The sequence below is a fragment of the Kitasatospora sp. NPDC097605 genome, assembly GCF_040302725.1.
Taxonomy (GTDB): domain Bacteria; phylum Actinomycetota; class Actinomycetes; order Streptomycetales; family Streptomycetaceae; genus Kitasatospora.
The window spans coordinates 106,099-128,926 of the sequence record NZ_JBEOSF010000010.1; the positions used below are offsets into that span (position 1 = coordinate 106,099).

General features: G+C 73.7%; 15 protein-coding genes. 12 read left to right on the forward strand and 3 right to left on the reverse strand.

Going from position 1 to position 22,828, the window contains the following annotated elements; genetic code table 11:
- Window positions 1–41: 41 nt before the first annotated feature.
- Window positions 42–4,865, reverse strand: coding sequence for a CLIPPER-2 domain-containing protein (locus ABTX81_RS14225; protein ID WP_350544373.1), 4,824 nt, complete (start codon window positions 4,863–4,865; stop codon window positions 42–44).
- A gap of 372 nt (window positions 4,866–5,237) precedes the next feature.
- Here ABTX81_RS14225 and ABTX81_RS14230 point away from each other — a divergent pair, with 372 nt between their 5' ends.
- The 5 genes from ABTX81_RS14230 (at window position 5,238) to ABTX81_RS14250 (ending at window position 8,904) form a co-directional block, all read left to right on the forward strand.
- Window positions 5,238–5,435, forward strand: a complete 198-nt coding sequence (locus ABTX81_RS14230; RefSeq protein WP_350544376.1) for a hypothetical protein — start codon at window positions 5,238–5,240, stop codon at window positions 5,433–5,435.
- Window positions 5,436–5,519: 84 nt separating this feature from the next.
- Window positions 5,520–6,125 (forward strand): archaeosortase/exosortase family protein, encoded by a 606-nt coding sequence (locus tag ABTX81_RS14235; protein ID WP_350544378.1) that lies wholly within the window; start codon window positions 5,520–5,522, stop codon window positions 6,123–6,125.
- Entirely contained in the window at window positions 6,122–7,540 is a 1,419-nt protein-coding gene (locus ABTX81_RS14240) for an XrtP-associated glycosyltransferase (RefSeq protein WP_350544380.1), read from the forward strand. The genes ABTX81_RS14235 and ABTX81_RS14240 overlap by 4 nt, the downstream gene beginning before the upstream one ends.
- A gap of 175 nt (window positions 7,541–7,715) precedes the next feature.
- The gene (locus tag ABTX81_RS14245) at window positions 7,716–8,120 is read left to right on the forward strand and encodes a hypothetical protein (protein WP_350544382.1); all 405 of its coding nucleotides are present in this window, start codon (window positions 7,716–7,718) and stop codon (window positions 8,118–8,120) included.
- A gap of 25 nt (window positions 8,121–8,145) precedes the next feature.
- Window positions 8,146–8,904 carry a choice-of-anchor P family protein gene (locus ABTX81_RS14250; RefSeq protein ID WP_350544385.1) on the forward strand — a complete coding sequence of 253 codons (759 nt, stop codon included), beginning with the start codon at window positions 8,146–8,148 and terminating at the stop codon, window positions 8,902–8,904.
- Here the strand turns inward: ABTX81_RS14250 and ABTX81_RS14255 are convergent.
- On the reverse strand, window positions 8,853–9,908 hold the full coding sequence (locus tag ABTX81_RS14255; RefSeq protein WP_350544387.1) for a LysR family transcriptional regulator: 1,056 nt from the start codon (window positions 9,906–9,908) through the stop codon (window positions 8,853–8,855). The genes ABTX81_RS14250 and ABTX81_RS14255 overlap by 52 nt on opposite strands.
- Window positions 9,909–10,048: 140 nt before the next feature.
- Between ABTX81_RS14255 and ABTX81_RS14260 the strand changes: the two genes are divergently transcribed.
- Window positions 10,049–11,209, forward strand: a complete 1,161-nt coding sequence (locus ABTX81_RS14260; protein WP_350544389.1) for an iron-containing alcohol dehydrogenase — start codon at window positions 10,049–10,051, stop codon at window positions 11,207–11,209.
- A 59-nt stretch (window positions 11,210–11,268) separates the two neighbouring features.
- Here ABTX81_RS14260 and ABTX81_RS14265 read toward each other — a convergent pair whose 3' ends face one another.
- Window positions 11,269–14,010, reverse strand: a complete 2,742-nt coding sequence (locus tag ABTX81_RS14265) for an ATP-binding protein (RefSeq protein WP_350544391.1) — start codon at window positions 14,008–14,010, stop codon at window positions 11,269–11,271.
- Between the two features lie 268 nt (window positions 14,011–14,278).
- Between ABTX81_RS14265 and ABTX81_RS14270 the strand changes: the two genes are divergently transcribed.
- The 6 genes from ABTX81_RS14270 (at window position 14,279) to ABTX81_RS14295 (ending at window position 22,823) form a co-directional block, all read left to right on the forward strand.
- Window positions 14,279–14,581 carry a hypothetical protein gene (locus ABTX81_RS14270; RefSeq protein ID WP_350544393.1) on the forward strand — a complete coding sequence of 101 codons (303 nt, stop codon included), beginning with the start codon at window positions 14,279–14,281 and terminating at the stop codon, window positions 14,579–14,581.
- 181 nt (window positions 14,582–14,762) lie between these two features.
- Window positions 14,763–16,496, forward strand: coding sequence for a trypsin-like peptidase domain-containing protein (locus ABTX81_RS14275; RefSeq protein WP_350544395.1), 1,734 nt, complete (start codon window positions 14,763–14,765; stop codon window positions 16,494–16,496).
- Window positions 16,497–16,639: 143 nt separating this feature from the next.
- Window positions 16,640–18,787 (forward strand): serine/threonine-protein kinase, encoded by a 2,148-nt coding sequence (locus tag ABTX81_RS14280; RefSeq protein WP_350544397.1) that lies wholly within the window; start codon window positions 16,640–16,642, stop codon window positions 18,785–18,787.
- 54 nt (window positions 18,788–18,841) lie between these two features.
- The gene (locus ABTX81_RS14285; RefSeq protein WP_350544399.1) at window positions 18,842–20,332 is read left to right on the forward strand and encodes a vWA domain-containing protein; all 1,491 of its coding nucleotides are present in this window, start codon (window positions 18,842–18,844) and stop codon (window positions 20,330–20,332) included.
- Entirely contained in the window at window positions 20,329–21,483 is a 1,155-nt protein-coding gene (locus ABTX81_RS14290) for a GlnX family signal transduction membrane protein (RefSeq protein ID WP_350544401.1), read from the forward strand. Before ABTX81_RS14285 ends, ABTX81_RS14290 begins: the two co-directional genes overlap by 4 nt.
- Window positions 21,483–22,823 carry an ABC transporter substrate-binding protein gene (locus ABTX81_RS14295; protein WP_350544403.1) on the forward strand — a complete coding sequence of 447 codons (1,341 nt, stop codon included), beginning with the start codon at window positions 21,483–21,485 and terminating at the stop codon, window positions 22,821–22,823. Before ABTX81_RS14290 ends, ABTX81_RS14295 begins: the two co-directional genes overlap by 1 nt.
- Window positions 22,824–22,828: the final 5 nt, after the last annotated feature.

Consider the following 22,828-nt stretch of genomic DNA (forward strand, 5'->3'; position numbering starts at 1 on the left):
TGCCGGACCCGGGTCGGCTATCGACCCCGATCGTTCTCCGCTCACGCGGCCAGGACCGGGTAGCCGAAGTAGCGGAAGTGGTCGAGGTGGTCGATGAACTTGAAGTACTCAGGACGCTCGGGCTTCCACTCATGGCCGTCGTGGCCGCCGTGGCCGTCGTCGCCGTGGTCCGGCGGCGGGCACTCCTCGACGGTGATGCAGAGCTCGACGGGCGGGCTCTGGACGGGACGGCAGTCCGGGTCCAAGGCGTTGGCCGTCGCGCGGTTGGTGACGTGACCCGCCTTGGCGTCCTCCTCGGTGACCACGTAGCCGCCGGTGCAGGTCGTGCTCTGCCCCGGAGCGAGGGTCGTCTCGGCGCAGGTGATGTCCGAGACCCGGTCGTCGCTGATGGTCAGGTCGGTCAGGGTGGTCGTGCCGGTGTTGGTCACCGTGTAGGTGTAGACGATCGTGTCACCGGGGTGCACCGGACCGGGCTGGTCCGCCCGCTTGGTCAGCGACAGGCTCGACGTGGCGCCCGCCACCTGCACGGTCTCCTCCGCCGGCGGGCTCTGGACGGGCCGGCCCTGCGGGTCGAGACCGTTCGCCGTGGCGTGGTTGGTCACGCTGCCTGCCGCCGCGTCCGCCGCCGTCACCACGTAGCTGCCGGTGCACGTCGTGCTCTGCCCGGCCGCGAGGGTGGTCGCGACGCAGCTGATCGGCGCGACCCGGTCATCGGTGACGGTCAGGTTGTTGACTGTGACCGTACCGGTGTTGGTCACGGTGTACGTGTAGGTGATCGTGTCACCCACGTTCACCGGCCCCGCCGTGTTCGCCACCTTGGTCAGGGACAGGGTGGCGACCGAGGTCACCGGAACCGTCTCCTGCGCCGGCGGGCTCACCACCGGCTGGTTCTGCGGGTCGAGCGCGTTCGCCGTCGCCACATTGGTGACCTGACCCGCCACCGCGTCCGCCGCCGTCACCACATAGCTGCCCGTGCACGTCGTGCTCTGCCCGGCGGCGAGCGAGGTCGCCGCGCACGTCACCGGCGCGACCCGGTCGTCCGTAACGGTCAGGTTGTGCACCGGAGCCGTACCGGTGTTGGTCACGGTGTACGTGTAGGTGATCGTGTCCCCCACGTTCACCGGACCCGGGGTGTTCGCCTGCTTCGTCAGGGACAGGGCGGCAACGGAGGTCACCGGGACCGTCTCCTGCGCCGGCGGGCTCACCACCGGCTGGTTCTGCGGGTCGAGCGCATTCGCCGTCGCCACATTGGTGACCTGACCCGCCACGGCATCCGCGGCGGTCACCACGTAGCTGCCCGTGCAGGTCGTGCTCTGCCCGGCGGCCAGCGTCGTCGCAGCGCACGTCACCGGCGACACGTGGTCATCCGTGACGGTGAGGTTGTGCACCGTGGCCGTACCCGTGTTCATCACCGTGTACGTGTAGGTGATCGTGTCCCCCACGTTCACCGGGCCGGGAGTGCTCGCCTGCTTCGTCAGCGTCAGGGTGGCGACGGACGTCACCGGGACGTCCTCCTGCGCCGGCGGGCTCACCACGGGCTCGCCCTGCGGGTTCAGAGCGTCCGCCGTCGCCACGTTCAGGACGTGGCCGGCGATCGCGTCGACCGTCGTCACCACGTAGGAACCGGTGCACGTGGTGCTCTGCCCGGCGGCCAGCGTCGTCGCGGCGCACGTCACCGGCGTCACCAGATCGTCGGTCACCGTCAGGTTGTGGATCGCCGCCGTACCGGTGTTGGTGACCGTGTACGTGTAGACGATGGTGTCACCCACGTTGACCGGGCCGGCGGTGTTGGCCTGCTTGCTCAGGGAGAGGCCGGCGACCGAGGTCACCGGGACGGTCTCCTGCGCCGGCGGACTCACCACCGGCTGGTTCTGCGGGTCGAGCGCGTTCGCCGTCGCCACATTGGTGACCTGACCCGCCACCGCATCCGCGGCGGTCACCACGTAGCTGCCCGTGCAGGTCGTGCTCTGCCCGGCGGCCAGCGAGGTAGCCGCGCACGTCACCGGCGACACGTGGTCGTCCGTGACGGTCAGGTTGTGGATCGCGGCCGTACCGGTGTTGGTGACCGTGTAGGTGTAGGTGATCGTGTCCCCCACGTTCACCGGACCCGGGGTGTTCGCCTGCTTCGTCAGGGCCAGGCCGGCGACCGAGGTCACCGGGACCGTCTCCTGAGCCGGCGGACTCTCGACCGGCTGGTTCTGCGGGTCGAGGGCGGTCGCCGTCGCCACGTTGATGACCTGCCCGACCACGGCGTCCGCGGTCGTCACGGTGTAGCTACCGGTGCACGTCGTGCTCTGCCCGGAAGCCAGCGAGGTCGCGGCACACGTCACCGGCGCCACCCGGTCGTCGATGACCGTCAGGTTGTGGATCGCGGCCGTACCGGTGTTGGTGACCGTGTACGTGTAGGTGATCGTGTCCCCCACGTTCACCGGACCGGCAGGACTCGCCACCTTGGCCAGGGACAGGGCGGCGACCGAGGTCACCGGGACCGTCTCCTGCGCCGGCGGGCTCACCACCGGCTGGTTCTGCGGGTCGAGCGCGTTCGCCGTCGCCACATTGGTGACCTGACCCGCCACCGCGTCCGCCGTCGTCACCACATGGCTGCCCGTGCACGTCGTGCTGTCCCCGGAAGCGAGCGAGGTCGCCGAGCACGTCACCGGGGAGACATGGTCATCGGTCACCGTCAGGTTGTGCACAGCAGCCGTACCCGTGTTGGTGACCGTGTAGGTGTAGGTGATCGTGTCCCCCACGTTCACCGGACCGGGCGTGCTCGCCTGCTTCGTCAGGGACAGGGCGGCGACTCCCGTCACCTCCAGCGTGACCTGCGCCGGCGGGCTCTCGACCGGCAGCCCCGCCGGGTTGAGGGAGTTCGCCGTCGCCACATTGGTGACGTGGCCCGCCACCGCGTCGGCGGCGGTCACCACGTAGGTGCCGGTGCACGTCGTGCTCTGTCCGGGAGTGAGGGTCGTCGCCCCGCAGGTCACCGGCGTGACGTGGTCATCGGTGACGGTCAGGCTGTTGAGCGTCGTCGTACCGGTGTTGGTCACGGTGTACGTGTAGGTGACCGTGTCCCCCTCGTTGACCGGGCCGGGCGTGCTCGCCTGCTTGGTCAGGCCCAGACTCGATGTGGACACCACCGGGACGGTGGCCTGGGCCGGCGGGGAGGTGACCGGGGACCCGTTGGCCGTGCCGTTGGCGACGGCGTTGTTGACGACCTGGCCGGCGTCGGCGTCCGCCTGGGTGATGACGTAGCTGCCGTGGCAGACGGTGCTGTCCCCGGGGCTGCCCGCCGGGGCCAGCGTGGTGGCGTCGCAGGTGATGCCGGTGACCCTGTCGTCGGTGATGCCGACGGCGTCCACCTGGACACCGCCGGTGTTGGAGACGACGTAGGTGTAGGGCACGGTGTCACCGACCGCGAACGGCCCCGGGGCGTCGACCTGCTTGGTCAGGTTGATGCCCGGTGGTGCCACCACCGGCACGGTCTCCGAGGAGGGCGGCGACTCGACCGGGGCACCGTCGGCGGTGCCGGTGGCCACGGCCGTGTTGAGGATCTGGCCGGCCTGGGCGTCGGCGGCGGTCACCAGATAGGTGGCCGTGCAGGTGACGGTCTGACCCGGGTTCAGCGCGAGCACCGGGCAGCTGACCGGCCCGACCTTGGGGTCGTTGACGCCCAGGTTGTCGATCGCCACGTTCCCGGAGTTGGTGACCACGAAGTCGTACTGGACGGGCGTGCCGACCGTGATGAGGCCGGGCAGCGGCTGGTGGACCTGCTTGACCAGGTTCAGGGCCGGCAGCGGCTGGTCCGTACTGACGACCACATTGCGGATCAGGTGCACGTCGGTGAAGGCGCCGGTCGACCCGGCGAAACCGAACTTGTAGGTGGAGGGCACCGGTTGGGGCGCCGGGGTGGACAGCACCTGGTGCGCGCCGGTGCCGTCGTTGAAGTCCACGCTGACCGTCAGCACCGGCGACGGCGCGGGCGTCAGGTGCACGTTCACCCGGCGGCGGGACGGCTCCAGCAGGGTCTCCGCCTGCGCCGGGGTCACCAGGGGCGGCATGACCGTCAGCGGGCCCTGCAGATTGCCCGGCAGCGTGGAGGGCCACGGGCCGGTGGTGGTGAAGTTGCTGGTCGTCGCGGTCAGGAAGCAGTAACCGGTGGTGCCGTCACCGGGCCCGCGGACGGTGACCATGTTGCGGCCGGGTGCGGGGACGCGGAAACCGGTGCCGGCCGGCGAGCGCTGGGCGCAGCCGTTGCCCCGGTGCTCCCAGTCGCCGAAGTAGTTGCCGAGGACGTCCAGGCCGACACCGAGGTACCCCCGGTCGACGCCGGGCAGGAAGGCGAGACTCGGGTTGTCGTCGGGCAGTTTCTGCGCGTAGCCGAGGCTGCCGCCGAAGGCCCCGGGGTGGGTCAGCGAGGTGTCGCCGTTGACCAGGAAGAAGGAGATGCCGTCGGCCGGGGTGGCGGGCGTGGTGCTGCCGTACTGCCACTGGTCGAAGGTGACGTCCAGGCCGTTGCCGGCGGGCAGCGCCTGGTCGAACAGCACGGCGCCGGCCTCGTCGAAGCCGGCGTCGGTGAGCTGGAGGTATCCGTGCGGCGCGCCGTTCGGCGGCGGCACCGGCCCCACCTCGATCAGCGGGCAGCCGGTGAGCGGATGGTTGCCGGGCCCGGGGGTGCCGACGGGGGCACCGGTGAGGCAGGCGGTGCCGACGGCGGTGAAACGGGGGTCCGCCGTGGCGCCGGTGAACGTCTCCTGGAGCAGCGGGGTGCCGGTCGCCAGGACGCGCCCGCCCGAGCCGGGCGGCGGAGGTGGCTGGGGGGACGGCGCCGCCCCCGCGTGTAGTCCGGAGAGGCCTGCGCTGAGCATTCCCAGCAATGTCGCTGTGGTCACAAAGCGGGCCGTGCGCTTCAGGAGCCGCGACGGACCGCGAAGGTCTCTTGTCATGGAAACACTATGTGCATGTAATATTACTATCTGTCATCTTGGCGGACCGTCACCTCGCCCATCAGGGGATCCCGGCGTCCGGGTGGCGCCCCCGGTCACCCGGACGTGGCGTCACCTGACGCCGCGCCGGCCCGGTCCCGCCGGGCGCGGGCGAGTCGGCGGCCGGGAGAGTGGATTCGCCGCCGAGTGGCGCGTGGCGCCGCCCCTCCGGAGGCGGCGGGCCAGCACCATACGGGAGTCCCGGCCGACACCGCCGAGCGGTGTCGGCCCCGCGGTGGAGATGGAGGAATCCTCGTGTACGGAAACATTCACGGCGGGATCCCGCCGGCGGCCGGAGCCGGCGGGATCCTGGCCGCCACCGGATCGCCCGGCCTCGGGATCGCGGCGGCCGTCGCGGTGGTGATGGTGGTCACCGGTGTCGCGCTGATCCGCCGCGGCCAGCTGGCCGCGGACGTCCGGGAGCGGGGCCGCCAGGGGCACGGCCAAGGGTGACCCGTTCCACGAGTCGGGGCCGCCGTAGAGAAACGTTTCTTCTCGGCGGCCCCGCTTCCCGCCCCTCGTCCCGGGAGTGCCGCTGTGACCACTGAGACCTCTTCGCTCGCCGGGTCGTCGTCGTGGACGACCTCCCGGCGCGGACCCGTGGCGGGCCGCACCACGGTGCTCGGCCGGCTCTTCGGCCCCGTGCTGCTCGGCACCAGCGGCATGCTCGTGGCCGGCGAGCACTTCTACCGCCATCAGGAGATCACGGCGGCCGCGTGGCTGGTCGAGAACCTGCTGGGCCTTCGCACCATGCTGCTGGCCGGGCCGAGCGCCCCGGTCCTCTACGCCGGCACCGACGCGGGCTTCCAGCGCGGGATCGCGCTGACCGCCGGCTGCAGCAGCGCCATGCTGATGGCCCCGTTCGCCCTGCTGACCGGCCTGCTGCTGCTCTTCTCCACCCGCCGCCCGGTTCGGCTGCTGCTGGCCTTCGCGGTGGCCGCCGCCATGCTGCTGGCCACCAACCTGGGCCGCCTCACGCTGATCGTCGCCATGCAGCACCACCTCGGCGAGGAGGGCTTCGGCTGGGCGCACGTCCTGTTCGGATCGGTCCTGATGATGGCCGCCGCGCTCGCCGCGTTCCTGCTCTACCTGCACATCGTCGCCCACCATCCCGCCCATGACGGCAAGGAGCCCGAGCAGTGACCCTCCTTGACACCTCGATCTCGCTCTCCTTCGTCCTGGGCGTCAGCTTCCTCGCCTACGTCGCGGTCATCGTGCGCAACTACCTGCGCGCCCGCTCCCGGCCGCCCGGCGACCCGGCCGACTTCGACTGGCACTTCTTCATCCCCTGCCGGGACGAAGAGGCCGTCATCGGCACCACCCTCGACTACCTCGACCGGTACTTCCCGCAGGCCACCGTGTGGGTGGTCGACGACCACTCCACCGACGGCACCGCCGAGCTGGCCCGGGCCCGGGAGCGGGCCGGCTGGCCGGTCCACCTGGTCTCCAGGCGCCTGCCCGAGGCGCGGACCGGCAAGGGCGACGCCCTCAACGCCGCCTACCAGGCCCTGAACGACGCCCTGTGGATCGAGACCGACCCCGACCAGGTGATCGTCTGCGTCCTGGACGCCGACGGCCGCCCGTCGCCGAACATGTTCGAGGTCTGCGCCGGCGACGCCTACTTCGGCGACCCGAAGATCGGCGCCGTCCAGGTCGAGGTCCGGATGTCCAACCGCGACGTCGCCACGCCGCTGCCGGACCGGGGGCCGATCGCCAACCGCTGCGCCCGGCTGCTGGCCCGCCTCCAGGACCTGGAGTTCCGCGGGCCCATCTCCGCCATGCAGATCACCCGGCGGCACACCGGCACCGTCAACGTCGGCGGCAACGGCCAGCTCACCCGGCTCTCCGCGCTGGACGCCGTCGGCCTCGACGACGAACGGCCCTGGGGCAAGGCCCTGCTGGAGGACTTCGAACTGGGCCTGCGGCTGATGCTGGCCGGCTGGCGCAACGGCTACACCACCGACGCCTGGGTCGACCAGGAGGCACTGTGGAGCATCCGCCAGCTGCTCACCCAGCGGGTGCGCTGGGCACAGGGCTCCATGCAGTGCGCCCGCTACATGCGCTCGATCTGGAGCTCGCGCGAGTTCACCACGCTCGGCTTCCTGGAGGTCCTGTACTTCATGGCCCAGCCCTGGCTCCAGCTGGTCGGCCTGGTCGCCTACCTGGTGCCGATCCTCGCGTTCTCCTACAACGCCGCCAACTACCCGCAGTTCACGCTCGACTTCCTCCAGCACGGCGGCGCACCGCTGCTGATGATCTACCTGCTGATCGGGGTGGGCGAGTTCGCCCTCTGGGGGCCGCTGTACCGGCGGCGCTGCGAGCCGGACATCAGCCTCCGCGCCGCGCTCGGCTACGGCCTCGCCCTGGCCCTGTACGCCGCCGCGACCTATGTGGTGGCAGTCCGCGCGTTCTGGCGCATCCTGCGGCGCAAGGACTCCTGGCACAAGACCGCCCGCACCGCGCGGCCGGGCACCGCCGGACCTGTCGACCCCATCGACCTCATCGACCCGATCGAGCCGATCGACCAGGTGGTCACGGTGGGCGGGGCCGCCTCCTGACGGCCCGCCCGGCCGCTCGGCGGGCCGCGGCCTCGCAGGGCCGCCGCCCTCGCCCTGCTGCGCCGGCTCGTCCCGCCCGGTCTCCGGGCGGGGCACCCCGGCGCTCGGGCTCCTGCTGTCCCGTCAGCCGCCGCTCGGCGCCGCCTTCCGCGGTGTCGGACACACCCTCACCCCGGTGGCGCTCACCGTGATCGGGCACTTCGCGTGGGTCGCGTGCACGGACGGCTTCGGCGATCCCGCGTACCGGATGGCGCTGACCGTGCACGGCACCCTCCTGCCGGGCCCCCTGCTGATCGCGGAGGTCGCCGCCGCCGACCGGATCGGCCTGCCCTCCGAGACCGCCGGCGGCCAGGGCATCACGCCGATGCGGCCGCCGTGGGCCCTCGGCCGGCGCGCGAACCGCCGTCCGGAACCCGCACGCGCTGTGCCCCGCCGAGGGGCGGAGACCCTCCGAGGCCTCACCGCTGGGCCGCACGAGGGGAATTCCGGAGAACCTTCTCGCGACGCGTACGACAATCACACATATCGGTCGCCGCATGCGCAGTCTGGTAGTGCCCTCAGCCTTCTCCCTTCCCCCTGAAAGGCACCCATCCGTGAGAACACGCATGCGCACCCGCGTCCTGGCCGCTACGGCCCTCGCCGCGGGCATCCTGACCTCGGTGGCCGGTCCGGCGTACGCCGCGCTCACCTCCCCCGAGGCCAACGCCTACGTCGTCTCCGCCGACGCCTTCGGCGGCCTGGCCTCCGTACCCCCGACCCCCAACTCCACCTATCCCCCCGGCGGCACCGCCACCCTGATCGGCCTCAACGCCGGACCCTTCGCCACCGACTCCACGCTGACGGCGACCACCGCGGGCGACCCGACCGCGGGGACCTCCTCCGCCAGCGCCACCGTCGACAGCCTCGGCGTCGACTTCGGCCCGCTCGGCAGCGCGGCGCTGACCGGCATCAACTCCACCTGCACCGCCACCCCCAACGGCGCCACCGGCTCCGGCACCATCGCCAGCGGCACCGTCACCCTGCCGTTCCCGCTCCCCCCGGTCACCCTGCAGGCCAACGCCCCCGTGAACACCACGGTCAGCATCCCCGGCATCGGCACGGCGGTGCTCAACGAGCAGACCACCGACGCCGACGGCGTCCTGACCGTCAACGCCGTCCACTTCACCCTCCTGCCGGCCCTCAACGGCGCCAACCTGATCATCGGTCACGCCCAGTGCGGAGGCGCGCCGCCCGCCGCCCCCGTTCCCATGATCAACGCCCAGGTCGCCTCCGCGACCGGCGCCACCGCTCTGGCCGCCGGCCTCGGCTTCGTCTACCTGCGCCGCCGCAACAGCGGCAACGCGGCCACCCCGGCCGCCGGCTGACCGGTCCCCGGAACGGGCCCGAGGGCGCCCGACCCGTCGTGCTCGGGTCGGGCGTCCGCGTCCGGGCGCCCGGCCCCGCCCGCCCGCTCCGGCAGCAGTTCGGCGGCGCGGTCGGCGACCTCGCGGTGCAGCGCGTCGCGCACCGCCCGCACGGCGGGCAGGGTCACCGCCTCCCGCCGCACGGCCAGGGTGATCGGCAGTCGGATGTCGACCTCCTCCGCCAGCAGCCGCCGCAGCCCGGCCCGGTCGGCGAGGAAGGCGGGCAGCACGCCGACGCCGGCGCCCAGACGCGTCGCCTCGACCTGGGCGAAGACGTTGGTGGAGGAGAACGCCGGTGTGATGCCCGGCAGATGGCGCTCGATGTCGAGGTCGCCGACCTGGAGCATCGACTCGATGTAGAAGACCAGCGGGTGCTCCCGCAACTCGCCCACCGTGCCGGGCGCCCCGCGCCGCGCGAGGTACTCCTCGCCCGCGTACAGCCCCAGGGCGTAGTCGGTGAGGTGCTCGGTGACCAGCCGGCTCCGCGGCGGGCGGCCGATCGTCAGGGCGAGGTCGAAGCCGGCCGGGCGCAGCGGCAGTTCCCGGGTGGCGGTGATGAGTTCGGCCTGGAGCCGGGGGTGGCGGCGGCGCACCCGGGTGAGTGCCGGGGTGGCGAAGACGGTGCCGAAGCCGTCCGGCGCGCTCACCCGGACGGTGCCGTGCAGGGACGGCGCGCCCTGGCCGGACACCGCGTCGACGGCGCGGACGAGGGCGTCCTCGATCGTGCGGGCGCTCTCGCAGACGGCCTTGCCCGCGTCCGTCAGGGTCCAGCCCTCGGTGCCGCGCTCCAGCAGTCGCCCGCCGAGGGCCTTCTCCAGCGCGGTGATGCGGCGGGACACGGTGGTGTGGTCGACGCCGAGCGCGTCGGCGGCGGTCACCAGCCGCCCCGTCCGGGCGACCGCGAGCAGATAGCGGAGGTCGTCCGCGCGGAGCCGGTCGCCGACCGGGCGGGAACGGGAGGGCACGGGGCCAGCGTATCCGCATTTCCGCACAGCCGGTCTGCACGATTGGTGCTTGAACGCACACCGGTGCGGGCGCCACAGTCGGGTACCCACCCGACCGGCCGGCGCACCCGGCCGCCGTTCCCACCACGAGGGGTTCTCCCATGGTCGCCGGCCTCGCCCTGCCCCGGATCATGCGCGTCGGCCGCGGCGCCGCCGCCGAACTGGGCGACGTCCTCCAGGAACTGGGGCTGAGCCGGCCCCTCCTCGTCACGGACGCGTTCCTGGTCGGGAGCGGCGCCGCGGAGCGGCTGATGGCGACGCTGCTCGACGCCGGGCTGCAACCGCGGCTGTTCGCCGGCACCGTGCCCGACCCGACGACCGACTCACTGGCCGCGGGCCTGACGGCGCTGGACGAGCACCGGGCGGACTCGGTCATCGGTTTCGGCGGCGGCAGCCCGATGGACAGCGCCAAGGCGCTCGCCCTGCTGGGCGTGCAGGGCGGCCGGATGCGCGACTACAAGGCGCCGCGCGTCAGCCACGGGCCGGCGCTGCCGGTGATCGCCGTCCCCACCACCGCGGGCAGCGGCTCGGAGGCGACCCGGTTCACCGTCATCACCGACAGCGCGACGGACGAGAAGATGCTCTGTCCGGGCCCGGCGTTCCTGCCGGTCGCCGCCGTGGTCGACGTGGAGCTGACCATGTCGATGCCGCCCCGGCTGACCGCCGACACCGGCATCGACGCGCTCACCCACGCCGTCGAGGCCTATGTGAGCCGCAGGGCCAACCCCTTCTCCGACGGCCTCGCCCTCACCGCGATCACCACCATCGGCCGCCATCTGCGCCGCGCCTACGCGGACGGCTCGGACATCGAGGCGCGCGAGGCCATGATGCTCGCCTCGACCCAGGCCGGCATCGCCTTCTCCAACTCCAGCGTCGCCCTCGTGCACGGCATGAGCCGCCCGATCGGCGCCCACTTCCACGTCGCCCACGGCCTGTCGAACGCGATGCTCCTGCCCGCCGTGACCGCCTTCTCCGTCCACGCGGCCCCCGCCCGCTACGCCGACTGCGCCCGCGCCCTGGGCGCCGCGACCGCCGCCGACCCGGACGCCGCGGCCGCCGACCGGCTCGTCGACGCCCTCCGCACCCTCTGCCACGACCTCCAGGTCCCCACCCCCCGCAGCTACGGCATCGCCCACGACGCCTGGACCCGCCTCACCCCCCTGATGGCCGACCAGGCCCTCGCCTCCGGCTCCCCCGCCAACAACCCCGCCGTTCCCACCCCGGCCCAGATCCAGGACCTGTACGCCGGGATCTACGGCTGATCCCCCCGGCGTCCGGCCCGCGTCCCCGGATCGGCGGGCACTCGGCGGTGCGGCGCGCGTCAGCCGGTGGCGACCGTCTCCAGGAGGCTTCCGGCGCGGGTGGCGAGGGCGTCGGCGCCGCAGCGGGTGGCCAGTTCGAGGCCCCGGGCCAGGGGGGTGCGGGCGGCCGGGGTGGGGCCCAGTGCCTCGCCCAGGTCGACCAGGGCCATCGCGTGCTCGTAGCGGGCGGGCGAGCGTTCCAGGTGGTGGACGGCCCGGGCGAGCAGTTCGGCCGCGTACGGGCGGTCGTACACCGCCGCGCAGAGCCGCAGGGTGCTGCCGATGGCCGAGTCGGTGCCGGACTCCCTGGCCCGGCGGACGGCCTCCTCGGCGAGGTCGCGGGCGCGGTCCGGCTGGTCGGCGGCGACCGCGCGCGCCAGGTGCGCGAGCCACGGCGCCCACACCGTGTTGCGCCACCCGCGCGCGTCCAGGGCCGCGCCGGCGGCGGTCAGCGTCGCGGCGGCGCCGGGCGCGTCGCCCCGGGCCAGCAGGAGGCGGCCGTACAGGGTGGGGGCGTCGGGCAGCACCATCACCGTCGGGTAGGGCGGGCCGAAGTGGTGCTCGCGCGCCAGTTCCAGGGCCTCGGCCACCCGGCCGCGCGCGGCCAGGGTCTCGGCCAGCGCGCCGACCGCGTCCCAGTGCAACGGGACGCCCGGGCCGATCCGTTCGGCGATGCGCAGGGCGCGGCGCAGGTAGTCCTCCGCCTCCGCCAGGGCGCCGCAGCGGAACCGGAGCATGCCGGTCAGCAGGTAGGCGAAGCCGAGGTGGCCTCCGCTCCACCCGGCGACCTCGTACGCGCGGACGGCCTCGGTGAACAGTTCCTCCGCCCGGTCGACCCGGTCGGCGTAGAGGTAGCTGATGCCGAGGATCCCGGGCAGCTCGAAGCCCCAGACGGTGTTGGTCCAGCCGAGGCTGCGGGGCAGGCGGCCGTTCGGCAGCGCGGACTCGGCCAGCGCGATCGCCTCCGCGCGGTCCACCCCGCGCAGCGTGAGGTCCCAGCAGCGCAGCACGGCCACCGCGTGGGCCAGGCCGGTGCGTTCGAAGAGGATCTCCTCCGGGGCCGGTCCACCGTTCGCGCCGGAGCCGCCGGAGCCGCCGCCGGTGGCGACCGGGCCGTCCGCCGCGATGTCGCTGAACGCCATGCCGACCGTGGCGAGCATCCGGGCGAACTCGGCCAGCCGCCGGGAGCGGCCCGGGCCGTCCGCGTCCTCGAACTGGAACGCGGCGAACATGAAGTGGGCGACCTCCAGGCGCAGCCGGCCCGGGCCGGGCGGGGTACGGGCGGCCTCCTCGGCGCACACCGCGGCGGCCTCGCCGAGCCGGTTGCTGTGGGCGAGGGCCTGGGCGAGCCGGAAGACCGCGTCGACCCGGCGCTCGGGGCTCAGCCCGTACGGGTCCGCGAGCGCCAGGCGCAGCTGGTTGACCGTGGTCGCCGGGTCGGTGAGCAGGGCCGAGCAGCCGAGTTCGTAGAGCACCTCGGCCCGGTCCCGGTCGGCGGGCGGTTCGCTGACGGCGCGGCGCAGGCAGCGCTGGGCCGCCTCGGGCGCGCCGATGGCCAGGTGCTCGCGGGCCGCCCGGCGGAGCTTGGCGACGATGGCGCCGTCCCCCTCGGGCAGGGTCTCCAGCAGGTGCCGGGAGGCCGTCAGCAGTCCGAGGCCGGCGTTCTCGGTCTCGACGGCGGCGACCCCGTGCATCCCGGTGCGGGTGGCGTGGGGCATCGACTGGTAGACCGAGGTGGCGATCAGCGGGTGGACGAACTCCAGCCGGCCGCCCGGGGTGCTGACCAGGACCCCGTGCCGGCGCAGTTCCCGGACGGACTCGGCGGCGGTCTCCGGGCCCTGGGCGCAGATGACGGCGGCGAGGTCCGGGCGGATGTCGGTGCCCAGCATGGACGCGGCCCAGGCGAACCGCACGGCGGTCGGGCCGATCTTGTCGAGCCAGTGCCGCAGTGTCATCCCCCGGGCGTCGGCGGCGAGTTCGCGCAGCTGGCCGATGCTCTCCTCGACCGGGTCCAGCCGCTGGTCGGCCACTTCGCGCAGCAGGGCGGTGGTCTCGTACGGGTTGCCGGCGGTGACCGCCCAGACGTGCCGGCAGAACGCTTCCTCCGCCTGCCCGCCCAGGGCGGCGCGGACCAGTCGCGCGACCGAGGCCGGCTGGAGCGGCCGCAGTTCGTGCCGCCGGTCGGCCCGGCCGACGAGTCCGCGCTGGAGCGTCAGGGCGTCGTCGGGGAACTCGTCGCGGCAGGCGAACACCAGCAGGGCCGGCAACTCCCGCGCGCCCACCGCGAAGCTCGCCAGCCAGCCGAGCGACTCCGCGTCGGCCCAGTGCAGATCGTCGACGATCACGGCCACCGGGGAGCGCCGCTGCACGAGGCGGGTGAGCACGAAGTCCAGCCCGTCCCGTACTCCTTGCGGATCGAGCTGCCCGGCCGGCGGGCGCAGGCCCACCACCGCGCCGACGACGTCCTCCCACGGCCCGAAGACCTGCGCCCGTTCCTCGTCGGACAGGGCCGACAGCACCGGCTGCACCAGTTGGCGCACCACCCGGAACGGCTCGTGGCGCTGCCGCTCCCCGCCCCGGGCGAACAGCACGGCGCAGCCCGCCCGTCGGGCCTCCCGCCGCACCTCGGTCAGCACCGCGGTCTTGCCCAGCCCGGCCGCGCCGGTGTACACCAGCAGCTCCCCGACCCCCTCGCCGGCGGGCCGGGTCAGCGCCCCGACCGCCTGCCTGGCCGACCGCATCTCGGCCTCGCGCTCGTGCAACGGACGGCCACCACCCCCGACCGCCGGCCCCCCTTCGGCCACCGCCACCTCCAAGTCACTCACCCACAGCCGTCGTTGCCAACGCCGAGGCTACTGCCGAACGGGCGAATCCGATGCAGAAGGGGCTAGCCTGTCGCGCCACCCTTGACAAGTCGCACAAGAACAGTTAACTCATATCGGCGACTTATGCTCTAAACACGGATCAATCCGGGCAACTCCCCCGTAGGCCCCGGCCGCTCCGGCGGCCGGTCAACGAAAGGCGGAGATCATGAGCATGGTCCAGACGGGCACCCTGCAGCTCAACTCCACCAGCCGCTCGGCGGTCACCGGCGGAGACACCTCGACCTTCACCCAGGTCATCTTCCCCTCCCCCTTCCCGGACGGCTCGGAGGTGATCGTGGTCCCCTTCGTCCAGACGTTCAACGGCCCCGACACCCCCGGGCTGCGGATCGCCGACGTGACCACCGTCGGCTTCAAGATCCGCATCAACGAACTCGTCGGCCGCGGCACGGTCCTGTCCGACGGCCCCCACACCACCGAGACCATCGGCTGGATCGCCGGCACCGTGTAGACCGCGCGTCGTCGGCCCCTCGGCGCGCGAGCAGGCCGTCCTTGCGGTGAGGCCTCGGCGCAGGGCCGCGCACGGACCGGCCGGCACCCCCCTCCAGCCACCCGATGCGCGAAGAAAGGCCCCGATCCGATCATGTCGAGTGACTATCTGTCAGATCACCAGTGGCGTACCCTCGTTCGCCATGGGGCGGGATGATCCTTGGCTGGCGCGCATCGAGGACGCCCAGGGGCGTGTGCACGGTGCCGGGACGATGCTCGACGGCGAGTACGTGCTGACGTGCGCCCATGTGGTGGAGGAGGCGATCGGCGCCGGGCGGGGAGCCGATCGCGTGGTAAGGGTCCGGATCGCCGGACGTCCCGACGACGCCCACCCGGCGACCGTTGTCGAGAGTTGCTGGCAGCCGCCCCTGCCGGACCAGCGCGGGGATGTGGCGATCCTCGCCCTGCGGTCCGTGGTGCCGGGCGCGCCGCGCGCGCGGATCCGGCGGACCTGGCAGCATGACGAGACCGTGCGGATCTTCGGCTTTCCGGCGGGTACCGACAACGGCCAGCTGGTCACCGCGAAGATCACCTCGTACGACTTCACCGGTGAGCGGGTCCAGCTCGACGCGATACGGGAGCCGCGCGTCGACCGTGGGTTCAGCGGTGCGGCGGCGCTCGCCGCGAGCGGTGAGATCCTCGGTGTGATCGCGGTCGTCCGGGCGCCGCTCGCCGAGAGCAGCTGGATGATCGCGGTCCGGACGCTGTACAAGTACGCGAGCGCGGTGCTCGACGGGCACCTGGCGAGCCGGCCCTCGCGGGTACTGGCGAGCGACTGGCCGCCGCCACAGGTCCCGGAGGTCCTGGACGACCCGGTGCGGCTCGCGCTGACCCGGCACCTGGTCGACTGGCTGGCGTCCGGCGGGCCGGGCGGGGTCTGCGCGATCGGTGGTGGCGGCTCGGTCGCGCTGACCACCCGCCTGGTGGGCCTGACGGTACCGGGCTACCGCCGGGCGGCCCCGGACGAAGCCGTCAGCGGAGCCCCGCCCGGCACCGTCCCACCGCTGGGCGAGGTGGACGCCGCCGTCGACGCGACCGGGCGGACGACGGAGCAGGTCGCCCGGCAGCTCGCGGAGAGCCTGAGCCTGCTGACCGACCGCGTCACCGATGACCTCTCCCACCAGTTGGAGGAGTTGGGTTCGCCGATCGTCGTCGTGGTGAACGCGGTCGACCTGGCGGCCGACCCCGGCGAACTGTACTACCGGCTGCTCGAGCCGATCGCCGCGCGGGCGTCGAGCATCGGCGTGCGCCTGCTGCTCGCCTACCACGACGGCCCTCCGCGCTATGTCCGCAGCGCGGTCGCGGCCAGCCTCGGACAGCCCGCCGCGCCCGCCGCGCCCGCGCCGTCGAGCGGGCGGCCCGGCGGGCAGAGGCAGGTCGGCGACCGGCTCGGGCGGCTCGACCGGTTGGTCGAGGAGGTCGCGGCGGCCGAGCGCGACGCCCGGGTGTGCCGTGACCACGTCGCGCCGCGGATCCTCGGCACGCCGCCGCCGCAGGTCGCCGGCGCCGCCGCGCTCACGGTCCGCCTGCGGGTGCTGCGGGACACCTGCTCGGCCGCCGCCGGCTCCGCCCTCGGGGGATGGCTGCCGGCGGAACTCGACGCCTGCGAGGACGCGGCCGCCCGGTCGCTGGCGCGGGCCCGGCGACTGAACGCCGAGTGCACGGCCCTGCTCGCCCGCCGCAACCGGGCCCGGGGGCGGCTGGAGGCCTACCGCTCGGAGGCCGCGGCGCGCGGCCTGATCGAGGACCTGGGCGAGTCGTACGAGGCGGCCCGGCGGCTGCTCTACAGCGGCGGATGCGACCTGCCGCTCGCCGAGCTCCGGGTCGAGGAGTACCACCGGGCCGTTCGGCGCGAGATCGACGGGAGGCAGGCGTGAACCCGTGCAACCGTCCTGGCTGCGGCGGCGAACTCGATGCGACCGGCTATTGCCGGCGCTGCCTGCTTCCGCCACTCGTGGCCGCGCCGGCGGGCGGCGGCCGGCGGGCGGCCGGGGAGCCGGCCCCGGAGCGACCGGCGCCGGTGACCGCGGACCGCGGCGCGGTGCCGTCCGTGCGTCCCGCGGTGCCCGTGCGGCCGCCGCGCCCGTTCGGTGACGACCCCTGGTGGGGGCTGGGTCTCGTCACGCTGCCGACGATCGCCGGACCGGAGCCGGACCAGGCGGTCAGAGCCGCGCCGCGGATCCCGGAGGAGCGCAGGCGCTGCCCCGATCCCGCCTGCCGCCGCCCCGTGGGCACGGGGCTCGACGGCCAGCCGAGCCTGTTGGAGGGGCGCTGCCCGTACGACGGGACGGCGTACTCGTTCGTGCCGAGGCTCGGCCGGGGCGACCTGCTGTCGGACCGCTACCGGGTCGAGGGCTGCATCGGGCACGGCGGCTTCGGCTGGGTCTACCTCGCCTACGACGAGCGTCTGAACAACCGTCCGGTCGCGCTCAAGGGCCTGATCGACGCGGAGGACCCCGCCCGGGTCGAGGAGGCCGCCGAGGAGAAGCGGTTCCTGATCGATCTCCGGCACGACGACATCGTCGACATCTACGACTTCGTGACCCACGAGCCGGCGGGCGGGTCCCGGCACGGCTACCACGGCTACCTCGTGATGGAGTACGTACCCGGTTACTCCCTGGAGCGCCCGGAACTGTTCGGCCGGCTGGAGACCGAGCAGATCCTCGGCTACGTCCTGCGCGTGCTGCGGGTGTTCCAGTACCTCCACGACAGCCAGTACCTGTTCTGCGACCTGAAGCCGAGCAACCTGATGGTGTACGGCTCCCGGATCAAGCTGATCGACCTCGGCGCGGTGCGCGAGGCCGGCAGACCGGGCAGCGGGGCGTACTCGGAGGACTACATGGCCCCGGAGCTGGTGGTCACCGGGCCGACCGTGGCCACCGACCTCCATACCGTGGGCAGGACCCTGGAGTCGCTCTTCCGGTGGTACACCGCCGACCCGGACGGTGACCGCTTCGCCTCGCTGCGCCGGCTCATCGCTCGCGCCACCCATGACGATCCACAGCTGCGCTTCACCTCGGCCGCCGAGATGGCGGGCCAACTGAGCGGTGTGCTGCGCGGGTTGGTCTCCAGCCGGGACGACGCCCAGTACACCGCGCCGTCACTGCTCTTCGCCCGCTCCACCACACTGATCGACCCGGGGCTCGGGGCGGTGCCGCCGCTCGGCCGGTGGACGAGCGGCGCGGCGCTGCGAGCGGCGGTCGAGGGCAGCTGCCGTCCGCTCGCCACCGCGCCGCCCACGCCGGTGGTGGCAGCGGCCGGGCTGCCCGAGCCGCTGGTCGACGCCCTCGACTCCGCCGCCGGGTTCCTCAGGGCATCGGTCAGCGCCGATCCGAGGGTCGCCCTCTCCCAGCTCGCCTCCTACGCCGGTCCGGTCCCGGACCCCGCCCACCCTTCCTCGCCCGAGGTCCGGTTGCTGCGCTGCCGGCTCCACCTGCGGCTCGGCGAGCCGGAGGCGGCGCGTGCCGCGCTGGACGAGGCGAGGGGCCTGCTGCGGCCCGGGTGGCGGCTCAACTGGCACGAGGGGCTGATCGCCCTGGCCGAGCAGCAGTTCGGCGGCGCGGAGAAGATGTTCGCCTCCTGCCACCAGATGCTGCCCGGTGAGCTCGCGCCGCAGCTCGCGCTGGCCCTGTGCGCGGAGTACCGGGCGACGACCGACGAGGAGCTCGACGCCGCGGCGGCGGCCTACCTGTCGGTGTGGCGGACCGACGGCTGGTACGAGAGCGCCGCCTTCGGCCACGCCCGGACCAGGCTCCGCCGCGGCGACCGGGCCGGTGCGGTCTCGGCGCTGAGGGAGATACCCGACGCCTCACCGCACCATCGGGCGGCGCGGATCGCCGCCCTGCTGATCCACACCGGGCGGCTGGGCGCGGGCCCCGGGGGCCTGCCCGACCGCGCGGACCTCGCCGCGGCCGAACGGCTGCTGGCCGCACTGCCGTTGGACGAAGCCGAGCGGCATCGGCTCGCCACCCTGATCCTGGAGGCCGGGCTCGACCGCCGGCGCACCTCACGACCGGGCCGGACCGAGTCCGACGACGACACGGAGCATGAGATCCGGTTGAAGCTGGAGAAGGAGTACCGGACGTTCGCCCGGGGGGCACCGGACGAGAAGAGCCACACCCTGCTCGTCGATCTGGCCAACGCCGTGAGGCCGGTCACCACGCGGTGATCGCGCCGCCCTCCCTGGATCGTCAATCGTCGCCGACCGAGAAGGAACTGGCAGATGAGCGGAGCACCGAGAGTCACCCTGGAGGCCAACTACGACCAGTACCGTTCCCTGAACGAACGCGAGGTGCACGTCTACCTCAGCGTGGCCGCGAGCACCGCGGCCGACCGGCCGCCGGGCCCGCCGAGCGGTGCGCGGTTCGCCGAGGTCATCCTGCTGGACCAGTCGGGGTCGATGAGCAGTCCGCGCACCAAGCTCCAACGGGCCAAGGAGGCGAGTTGCGCCGCCATCGACACCCTGCGCGAGGGAACCCTCTTCGCCGTGGTCGCCGGCACCCACCGGGCGACCATGGTCTACCCCCGGGAGTCCTTCCTCGCCCCGGCGAACGCCGGCACCCGCGCGGAGGCCAAGCAGGCCGTCAACCGGCTCGCCCCCGGCGCCCAGGGCACGGTCATCGGCGCCTGGCTCGACAAGGCCCGTGAACTGCTCGAACCGCACGGCGATCTGATCCGCCACGCGCTCCTGCTCACCGACGGCCAGAACGTGCACCAGGACCGGTCCGCGCGGTCGATGGAGACCGTGCTCACCGACTGCCGTTCCGTGTTCACCTGCGACGCCCGCGGAATCGGCGCGGACTGGGAGCCCGCCGAGCTGAGACGGATCGCCGAGGAACTCCAGGGCACGGCGGACGCGGTGCCCGACCTGGCCGACCTGGCGCCCGGCTTCCGCGCGCTGATCAGCACCGCCATGGGCCGCACGCTGTCCGACCTGGCGCTGCGGGTGCGCTGCGCACCGGGAGTGTCGGTCTCGGTCCTGGAACAGGCCCACCCGGCGCTGGCCGACCTGCTCAGCCACCGCCTGCCGCTGGCCGGAACAGCGGCGGCCGACTACCCGACCGGCCCCTGGAGCAGCGAGACGCGCCGGTTTGTCGCGACCTTCACCGTGACCGGCGACCGGACGGTCGGCGCCGAGGCGGAGACCCTGGCCTCCATCGAGGTGGTCACCGGAGCGATCGGCACCGAACTGGCCGTCCCCGTCAGCCCGGTGGGGGTGGTCACCGCTCGCTGGCTCGACCAGCCCGCCCCGGAGACCGTCCTCGGGGCCGACCGGCGCCGCCACGAACGGGAGAAGGAGCTGTACGCGCTCAGATGGCGGGGCGGGGCGCTGTTCCGCCAGGGGGACCGCCAGGGGGCGTGCGACGCCTGGGGCCGGGCCGTGGCACTGGCCACCGAGCTGCGCAACGAGGACGCGCTCCGGCGACTGGGCAAGGTCGTCCGGGTCGAGGACGCCGCACGCGGCGTGGTCAGCCTGCTCCCGGAGCTGGATCCGGACTACGTCCTGCAGGCCATGATGGGCACGGTCACCAGCAGCTCGTACGGCCCCTCGCGTCACCCGGGACCGCCCGCCGATCCTTCGCCCGAGGGCCCGCCGGCCCCGGGGCCCGGCTGCCCGAGGTGCGGCCGGGTCGCGGTGGCCGGCGCCCGGTACTGCGAGAACCTGGAGTGCGACCACGAATTCACCGCCGGATCACCGGTGGTGGGCGGATGACGGCCCCCGCCGCGATGGCGGCCGGACCGGCGACGGACGAATCGGCGACGGACGAGCCGGCGACGCCCTCCACGACCGCGCGGACCCTGCGCCGGCTCCGCGGGGCGCTGGTGGCGGGCAGCCTGCTGACCGGGGCGCTCTGCCTGGTGGTGTCCGGCCAGGCACACGCCGGAGGCGAGGCCGCCGGCGGGCGGGCCGCCCCCGCGGTGCTCCGGGCCGAGGCCGCGTACGGCGCGCTCGCGGACGCCCACCGCGAGGCGGTGCACGGCTTCCGGCACGGCACCGTGGTCCTCGGCGGACTCGGCGACCGCTACCGGAACGACATCGCCGCGATCAACCAGAACCTGGCGGAACTGGCCGGGTACACCCTGGCGGGCCCGGCGGGCACCGGTGATCTGCAACTCGTCGAGGGGCTCGTCGTCAACTACAACGCCGCGCTCGAACAGGCCGCCGCCGACTACCGGCAGACCGGCGAGCTCACCCGCGCCCTGCCGTCCCTGTGGTACGCCACCCTGCAGTACCGGGAGGTCTCGAACACGCTGGACCGGCTGCGGCAGGAGGAGAGCGCGGCACTGGCCGACCGGCGCGGCTCGGTGTGGCTGACGGGCACCGCGGACCTGCTGTTCCTGGTGCCGTTCGCGCTGGTGCTGGCGCTGTTCGCGCGGACCCAGGTGGTGCTGCGCCGCCGGTTCCGGCGTCGGTTGAGCCTCTGGCTGACGGCCGCTGTGCTCGCCCTCACCGCGACGGCCGTGCTCTGCGGTCTGTCGCTCCACGCCTCGGACGGGCGCCTGCGCTCGGCCCTGGACGGACCGTTCGCGCAGACCGTCTCCCTGGCACAGCAGCAGGCGAGCCGGTCCGCCGACGCGGCCGACGCGGACCTGTTCGCCGTCGTCGAGCCGGCCTGCCCGGCCGCCGGCGTCTGCGGGACCCGTCTGACACCGCCGACGCCCGGGCCCGCGACCGTCGGGACGGGGGAGGAAGGCCACCGGCAGGCCCAGGCCCAGGCCGCGTTCACGCGCGGTGCCAGCGGCGCGGACGCCTCCTCCTCCGAACGCCTGGCCCTTCTCGTGGTGCTCACCTCGGTCGCGGCCGCGGCGTCCGCACGCGCGCTGAATCCGCGCATCGACGAGTACCGGTTCGGAGGCCGATGATGCGGCAGAGACGCCGGGCGGCTCTCCGGCTCCTTCTGGTCCTCACCCTGCTGGCGGCGTCCGCCTCCTGCCTCGGCGGCTCGTCCGACCGGCGCGTCCTGAGCATCCTGACGCCCTGGACCGCCGACGCCGAGAAGGACGCCTTCCAAGCGGTGCTCGCGGCCTTCAAGGCCGAGACCGGCATCACCGTGCGTCCCTCCCCCACCCGGGCGCTCGACCGGGTGCTGCGGACCCGCGTCCAGAAGGGCGAGGCACCGGACCTCGCCGTCCTGGCGAACCCCGGGGCACTGCGCGGCTACGCCCAGCAGGGCGACCTGGTCCGGCTGGACCGCTTCCAGGACAGGAACCTCGGCAGCGGGCTCGTCGATCTGCTGAAGTCCGACTTCGGCCCGTGGTACCGCCTCGGGGAGGCCGGGACCGGCGCTCCGTACGCCGTCGTGCTCAAAGCCTCCGTCAAAAGCCTGATCTGGTACGTCCCCCAGCAGCTCGGCGCCCGGCCGCCCGACAGCTGGGCCGACCTGGTCGGCGTCGGCCGGTCGATAGCCCAGCGGGGCGGGACGCCCTGGTGCCTGGCGATGGCCGACCCGCCCAACTCGGGGTGGCCGGGCACCGACTGGATCGAGGACATCCTGCTGCACCAGTCGGGTGCCGACACCTACACGGCCTGGGTCGACGGCACGCTCAAGTGGAGTTCGCCGCAGGTCGGCGCGGCCTGGCAGGCATGGGGCGAGACCGTCACCGCACAGGGCGCGATCCACGGCGGCCCGCTGACCGCGCTGCTGACCAGCTACGGCGAGGGGGCCTATCCGCTCTTCACCGCACCGCCCGGCTGCTACCTCGACCACGGCGCCCTCGTCGCCCCGGATCCCGCGGCACCGACCCGGCCCGTCCCGGGGAAGGACTACGACTTCGTCCCGTTCCCCGAGTTCCAGCCCACGCGGACGCCGGCGTACGAGGTGTCGGGGGATCTCGTCGCGATGTTCCGCGACTCGCCCGAGGCGGAGAAGTTCATGGCCTTCCTGGCGAGCCCGCAGGCCCAGCGGATCTGGCCGGACCGGCAGCCGGAGTCGGCCTTCTCCGCCAACCGCTCCGCCGCCATGGGGAAGGCGCCCGCCGGCAGCGTCGCCCGCCGGATCGGTGAGTTGCTGACCTCGTCCGCCACCCTGTGCTTCGACGCCTCGGACAGCATGCCCAGCGCCATGGCGGCCGCGTTCAACCACGCGGTGCTCGACTATCTGAACGACCCGGCCCAACTGCCGGCGATCCTCGCCGCGCTGGACAAGGTCCAGGCCGATGCCTATGAGCAGCCGACGCCCAGCTCCGTCTGCGCACCATCCTGATCCCA